Origin of the sequence: Bullifex sp., from assembly GCF_034103065.1 — a bacterium.
Taxonomy (GTDB): Bacteria; Spirochaetota; Spirochaetia; order Sphaerochaetales; family Sphaerochaetaceae; genus Bullifex.
In genome coordinates this window covers 1-7,189 of sequence record NZ_JAXEGN010000162.1, presented here as the reverse complement: position 1 = coordinate 7,189, position 7,189 = coordinate 1, and the positions used below count along the sequence as shown (strand labels likewise).

Here is a 7,189-nt window from a genome sequence, read left to right as displayed (position 1 = left end):
AATGAAGATTAGAAGTTCCTCCAAGTGCACCCAGCAGAGCTGCTGCTTCAATACCCTTCATACCATTAGAGTTTGGAACTGTAACACTCTTAACATTCTTTACAACGTTTCCAGAGCATTCAACTATTAGTTTATCAAAATTTCTATTAATCAGCTCAGCTGCCGCTGCACTTGCATATGCTATTGCAACTGGTTCTGTACACCCAAGTGCTGGTTTTAATTCTTCATCCAATATTTTTGTATATGCATCAAAGATAGTATTCATTGTAATTCCTTGTCTAATAACTTTAGTGCTTCGATATAAATAATAAATCCGTTCTTCATTCGTGATATTTGAACTGATTCATTTCTTTGGTGAGCTCTTCCTTCTCCTTGAGGGAAAGGAGGCTTAGCATTACCTGTAGGAGAGCCCATCCCATATGCTATAGCAGGTTTAAATGCGCGTGCATATGTGCCACCTGCCATTACATAAGGTTCTCTTGAAGAACCATAAACACTATTTGCAATGTTATTTAACTTTTGCAAAGTGCCATTCATTTGTGTTTTAAATCCTTGAGAGGTTGATATAACGTTTATGTTTGTAAAAGTATTTCTAATACTTTCAATAATTGTCTTTACATCAACAGATGAGGGGAATCGAGAGTTGAGTGTAAAGACAAAAATATTATTTAGTGTTTCGCATTTTGTGATTACTAGTGTAAGAGGGCCTTCTTCTTTATCTTGATATGCTATGTTTAAACCACTTCCATGAAAATCAACAAAACTTGATATTACTTTCTTTAAGTTACTATCAAGAAGATTATTTTCATCTAAGTAACATAGTAATTTTCTTAAGGCACAAACACCTTCATCTGGAGTTGCGCTATGACGTGCTTTTCCAACAGCAGTGACTTTATTGCCATTTATATTAATATCTACATTTGGTTTTAAGCCTTCTGTGTCTGTTAGAATTGCAGTTGCTTCATCAATAACACCAACTCCACTGCCACCAAATAATTTAAGAATTTTCGAGTTTGTTTTTTCAATTGTGATTTCAGCTTTTAAGCTTGATTTTTCACCATATGCAACTGGAAAGCCAGAATCTGGAACAAGTGTTAATAGCGCATTGTTACCATTAGGAAATGCAATATTTACATCTCTCATTCCTATTTCCTCAGCAGAACCAATTAATAAATTTATTGAATGAGAAAATTTATATCCACTTTCAATGAGGTATCTAATTGCATATAGGACTGCGATTCCTGCGCCTTTATTATCTGTTGTTCCACGACCAACAAGATGATCTTCTTTTTGATAGAGAATAAACGGATCTTTATCCCATTTACCATCAACGGGTACAACATCGCCGTGACATGCAACAGCAATTGTTTCTTTTTCACCCTTAAGTGTTCCAGAAGCAAATACATTGCTTATTATTTCGCTCTTCATGCCATATTTTTCCATGAGAGCTTTCATATAATGTAACATATCAAGGCATGGCCTTCCAAAAGGAAGACCATCCTTACCTTCTTCTGCAATACTTGGAAAGGCAACATAGCCTGAAAGATCATTGATATATTCATTAATATGGTTATCCCACCATAAAGCGGCTTTTTGCCTTTCTGTCATATTATTAATCCTTATTAATAAAGAATTCCTAATTCTTTAGCTGTTTTTACACCTTCATCATTCCAATCCTGGCCACCAAGAGCCTTGAATTGCTTAATGAAAGCATCCCATGATTCTGGAGTAAGCTTTTTGTTTCCAGAAGCAAACTCAGCAACACTCTGTTCGTAGTATCTCTTTAAGTCTCCATTTGGAAGAGGAAGAAGATCAACACCAGCTTGCTTAATCCATGGCTGAGCCTGCATTTCACGTAATGTTACAAGAGCAGACATTGGTTTCTTTGAATACTCTGTTATATATGAAGGATATCTACTCTTTAATTCTGCTTCACCCCAGTAATATGCAAGACCCTTGAGCTGTAAGAGAGGTACAATTTCTGCTTTGTTAAAGCCCTTTGATGGATCTGCAAGGCCATTTGTTGTAGGAACACCTTCTTCATCAAAGACAAAGTTAACACCTTCTTCACCCCAACCAATTGCATAGTAGCCAGGACCAGACATCCACTCTAGCATTCTAGCAATAGCATCTTTCTTTTCTGGAGTAATCTTAGAATTAATTGCAATAACACCATCATTAACGTTTGTATAAACACCAACTGCGCTCTTACCTTCTGGTCCAACTGGTGGTGCAATTACAATCCATTCTCCATCAGGGAAGTTTTTATCAAATGGTTTATAGTTTGATTCAGCAGCATATGAAGCGTTTTGTTCTCTCATCATGCCATATTTACCCTGCTTCCAATTAGCTTTGAAATCATCTTTCTTTTGGCTGAGCCAGTTAGGATCAATAACACCTTCAAGGTTCATTTGAACAATGAAATTGAGTGCATCATAATATTCTGGTTTAAGAATATTTAAGCCAGCACTTTCCTTGGAAAGATCCCAAGTACCAGCACATCCAAAGGCACCAAAGAATGGATCAAGTCTTCTTCCAAGACCTTCTTCTGAAGCTGTAATTTCAATGAATGTACCATAACCATATGTATCATCCTTTCCGTTTCCGTCTGGATCATTATATGTGAAAGCTCTCATTACATTCATGTAATCTTCAAGTGTTACAGGGATATCTAGACCGAGATTATCTAACCAGTCTTTTCTAATTAAAATACCTTCATTCTTTTTAATATCTCCTGTTGAAGCAACAAAGCCATAAATGTGACCATTGTAAGTTGCATAAGCAAAGGAATCTTGATTATACATTTTAGCTGTTCTTTCTGGCATCTTTTCGAACATATCATCTACTGGTGCCAAAAGACCCTGCTTTGCTAAATTTATCATTACTGGTCTGCGAAGATGCATCATATCAGGGAGTGCATTTGCGGCTCCTGCAGCATTCATCTTTACATCGCGGTCTGTTGCACTTGATGGAAGAGCAGTAAGAATTAAATTAATTCCAAGTTCTTCCTTGAGACGGTCATAAATAAACCAGTCTGCAGGTGGTGCACCGGCTTCAACATTGGCTGGATTGTACCAGAATGTGATGTCGATTAGCTTGTCTTGAGTGGATGAAGTCTCTTCTTTTGAACCTTGTGAAAAAACAGGCAAACAGAAAAGAGATGCAATCAACAAAGCAATAACAATGTTTCTAATTTTCATTTCCTTTTTTCTCCTATAATATATCTCTTGCAGCTTCAACAGCAGCTTTGATTTTGTTTCTATCTTGGTCTGTTGCAAGTGTGCAATCTGCTCCAAGTATGAAAGGGTAACCTTTCATTTTTTGTCTCAAGCTATGTACTTCAGCTTTTATTTCTTCAATGCTTCCATCTTTAATAACACCACTTCGGTGTTCCAAGCCTCCTAAAATTGTTTTGCCAGGAAATAACTTGATACCTTCCTCGAGTGGAATTGAATTCTCATAAACACCCCAGTTAATGCCATCAATATAAGGTGCATATGATGTAAATCTTTCAAAATCTAGATTTGTCTTACAAAGGTGAAGTATTACCTTTCCTCCTGCAACTTTTGCAGCTTCCATTACAGCTTTATCAAAAGGTGCTTGGATATCTTCAGCTTCTTCTCTTGTAAAGCAATCTTTCTCACCACCTAATACTGCATAGAAAATAGATTCACAACCTGCTTCAATTACCGCTCTAACTAAGTAACATAGAGATTCCGTTACTCTACTTACTGCATCTTTTAATATCTGAGGATTCTCTCTATAGCATTGACACTGTAAAGCTCTTATTTCACTAAGAGGCTGATACTGTGGTCTCATTGAGTGACCTAGTGAAGCTATTACACCTTGAATAGTGCACATAGGATATTTATCGCTGTCAGCTTTATCTAAAATTGCTTTAACGAGATCCACCTGGTTTTGAACGAAAGCAGAATTGGAATCCTGAACTCTAAGGCGTTTAAAATCTACAGCAGAATAAACACCAGGGTTAGCCGGGAAAGCATTTTCATTCATTATTTTGATGATATCTGTGTCTGTATCTTTGAAAAATTGTAAATGTGCTTTTATTGTCCTTTCTCCAAATTTATCCTCTTGTGGAAAGTGAAGTGAGAAACAAGAAGGTGTAATTTGTGTTGCTTCTCCATTTAGGACTTTTCTTACTAATTCTCTTTTAGTCATTAATTCCTCTTTTTAGATATCTTACTAATATCTTAGTTTGTATATATAAAAGCCCAAGCTTTTTATAGGCAATTATTAACCCTTTACAGAACCTGCCAAAGTTCCCTTTGTGAAATACTTTTGAATGAATGGATATGCACCTACCATAGGAAGTGCAGCCATAAACACTGATGCAGCTTTTATTGCTTGAATTGGTGCATTTCCAAATGCATTTGATTCAACAAATTCATTCATGCCAGATCCAATCAAGATATTTCTTAGTAAGATTGGAAGAGGGTACTTATCTGTTAGATAGAGCATTGCATGGAAGAAGTCGTTCCAGAAAGCAACTCCATAATAAAGTCCAATTGTCATGATAATTGCTTTTGAAAGAGGAATAATAATATTAAATAGTACTCTAATCTCTGAGCATCCATCGATTCTAGCACTTTCTTTTAGTTCCCCTGGAATTCCTTCAAAAAACTGCTTCATGATAATACAGTTATATGTAGATATTGCTGTAGGTAAGAATACAGCACTTAAGTGTCCTATTAGTCCTACACTCTTTACTAGTAGATAAGTAGGTATCATTCCAACATTAAAAACATATGGGACCATGATAATGATGTTTATCCACTTTCTACCTGGTAAAGTGTGTACAGATAATACATACGCCATAGGAATGGTTAGTAGTAAAGAACATGTCACACCACCAACTAATATTTTAAATGAATTTAAGAAGGCATCCAAAAATCCATCATTTCCAAGTAATGCATGATATGCATCTAATGACCATTTCCAAGGTGGAAGGAACATACCTTCTAAGTAAGAACCAATATAGTGATTTGGTCTAAAAGATAATGTAATAGTAGACCATAGAGGTATTACTAATACGATGAGCATGAAGATTAAGAAAGCATCAACACAGATATTAAATATTCTATCTGTTCTAGATAACTTTACTTTGACAGCATTTTGTGAATTATCTTTTTTCATATTAGCTACCTCTAATTAAAATAATCCTGTTCCGCTTACCTTTTTAGAGAAAGCGTTTGAAAGTAGAACTAGAATCATACCAAAGACACCTTTGAATAATCCTACTGCAGTTGCTAATCCGAATTCAAATTCAAGTAAGCCTTGTCTATAAACCCAAGTATCAATAATATCTGCTACTGAATAAACTTGTGGTGAATATAGCATGAATATTTGATTAAAACCTGCATCTAAAATTGTTCCAAGTTTTAATATTAATACTGTTACAATTACCGGTTTAATTGAAGGTAATGTGATATATCTTACTCTTTGCCAGCTACTAGCTCCTTCTACCATTGCTGCTTCAAAAAGAGAGCCATCAATTCCCATTAATGCTGCAATAAATATAATTGCTGACCATCCCATTTCTTTCCAAGCATCTGATATTAGAACTACCCAAGGAAAGGTCTTTGTGTTTGATAAAAAGTCTATTGGCTGTCCACCCAATAGTTTAATAATATCATTAATTAAACCATCACCTGGGGCAAGGATAGCTAAAAGTATTCCATACATAATTACCCACGATAAGAAATGGGGTAGGTATGATATTGTTTGAACTATTTTTCTTAAGTGTGGTTTTGTACACTCATATATTGTTATAGATAAAATAATAGATAACGGAAGTGAAATTACTAATTTACCAATGGAATAAAATACTGTGTTCCTTAGTAGAGACCAAAAATAAAATGAATTAAAAAAGGTCTTAAAGTTTTTTAATCCAACCCATTTTGAACCTAATACACCATCAAGTGCCATGAAATCTTTAAATGCAATTTGTGCATTAAATATTGGAATGTATTTGAAAACTAAGTAGTAGATGAATGGGACAAAAGCAAGTACATAAACTCCTAAATGACGTTTTATATCGCGTCTGAGTTTTGCTCCTTTACTGTTTGATATCGACGTATTACTCATTCTTTCACCTCAAAAAATGACATTTTTCTGTAATATCTTAGTAATATCTTACTACAATATCGATATATTGCAAGCTTTTTTTTCTTCTCAATAAATAAATGTACATTAGAAAAGGTTGAAAAAAGTTCATACTACCAATATCTCAAATCCGTGTTAGCCTAAATATGTAAAGAAAAAGGGAGGCATGTTTTGGCTAAGGGTAAAATTGCTAAAGCAGAGAATAATCAGAGAGATAATTCTCGGATTTCAGAAAAAACCAAAAGCCGTCTTTGGTTGCTACTTTCATTAGTTGCTGCTATTGGATTATGGACACTTTTGTCTGTACTACCTAAGACTGCAAGAAGTTTTCCGAACATCATCGTAACAATTAAGCAGATTCCTGTAATGATTGAAAGAGGGCTTTTATTTAAGGATATCTCATCAAGCTTAATTAGTGTTGGTCTTGGATATGCACTTGGATTTATTATTGCACTTCCAATTGCTATTCTTATGGCTTGGTATAAACCAGTTAGAAACATCATAGAGCCATGGATTCAATTTATTAGAAATATCCCACCTCTAGCATATGTACCTCTAATTGTAATTGCAGCAGGTGTTGGAAGAAAGCCTCAAGTAATCGTTATTACTATCGCTACATTCCTTATCATGTGTATTACAATTTATCAAGGTATTATTAACATTGATGAAACATTAATTAAAGCAGCACGTGTTCTTGGTGCAAAAGATAAAGATATCTTTGTTCGCGTTCTTGCTCCAGCATCATTACCATTTATTCTTACTGCAGTTCGCCTTGGTGCTTCAGTTGCGCTCACAACTCTTATTGCTGCAGAATCTACTGGCGCTATGGCTGGTCTTGGAATGAGAATTAGAACACTAAATAATAGCTATGAAACAGCACCAATGTTACTTTATATCATTATCATTGGTATTATCGGCATTACCGTTGAGAAGATTATCAAATTGCTCGAAAGGAAGCTTACAGGATGGCAGGAAAAGAGAGAGATATAAAAGTCCATATTGAAAATGTCAAAAAGACATATATGGGACGTACTGGTGAAGTAGTTGCTCTTAATGGAGTTAATCT

6 protein-coding genes and 1 pseudogene are annotated in these 7,189 nt (G+C 35.1%); 1 reads left to right on the top strand and 6 read right to left on the bottom strand.

Translation table 11 applies throughout. The annotated features are described in order from the left end of the window. The 6 genes and pseudogenes from SOY52_RS06465 to SOY52_RS06440 form a co-directional block, all read right to left on the bottom strand. Positions 1 to 265: pseudogene (locus SOY52_RS06465) on the bottom strand (serine dehydratase subunit alpha family protein); the annotation flags it as partial. After that, positions 262 to 1,608 (bottom strand): Sapep family Mn(2+)-dependent dipeptidase, encoded by a 1,347-nt coding sequence (locus SOY52_RS06460; protein WP_320848147.1) that lies wholly within the window; start codon positions 1,606 to 1,608, stop codon positions 262 to 264. The gene SOY52_RS06460 and the pseudogene SOY52_RS06465, both read right to left, overlap by 4 nt. 14 nt (positions 1,609 to 1,622) lie before the next feature. Beyond that, a complete protein-coding gene (locus tag SOY52_RS06455) occupies positions 1,623 to 3,200 on the bottom strand; it encodes an ABC transporter substrate-binding protein (protein ID WP_320848146.1) in 1,578 nt (525 codons plus the stop codon). Between the two features lie 13 nt (positions 3,201 to 3,213). Continuing rightward, complete coding sequence (locus tag SOY52_RS06450) at positions 3,214 to 4,179, bottom strand: uroporphyrinogen decarboxylase family protein (protein ID WP_320848145.1); 966 nt, start codon at positions 4,177 to 4,179, stop codon at positions 3,214 to 3,216. A 75-nt stretch (positions 4,180 to 4,254) separates the two neighbouring features. Next, complete coding sequence (locus SOY52_RS06445) at positions 4,255 to 5,154, bottom strand: carbohydrate ABC transporter permease (RefSeq protein WP_320848144.1); 900 nt, start codon at positions 5,152 to 5,154, stop codon at positions 4,255 to 4,257. A 15-nt stretch (positions 5,155 to 5,169) separates the two neighbouring features. Beyond that, positions 5,170 to 6,105, bottom strand: coding sequence for an ABC transporter permease (locus SOY52_RS06440; RefSeq protein WP_320848143.1), 936 nt, complete (start codon positions 6,103 to 6,105; stop codon positions 5,170 to 5,172). Positions 6,106 to 6,294: 189 nt separating this feature from the next. Here SOY52_RS06440 and SOY52_RS06435 point away from each other — a divergent pair, with 189 nt between their 5' ends. Beyond that, on the top strand, positions 6,295 to 7,113 hold the full coding sequence (locus SOY52_RS06435) for an ABC transporter permease (RefSeq protein ID WP_320848142.1): 819 nt from the start codon (positions 6,295 to 6,297) through the stop codon (positions 7,111 to 7,113). Positions 7,114 to 7,189 lie beyond the last annotated feature (76 nt).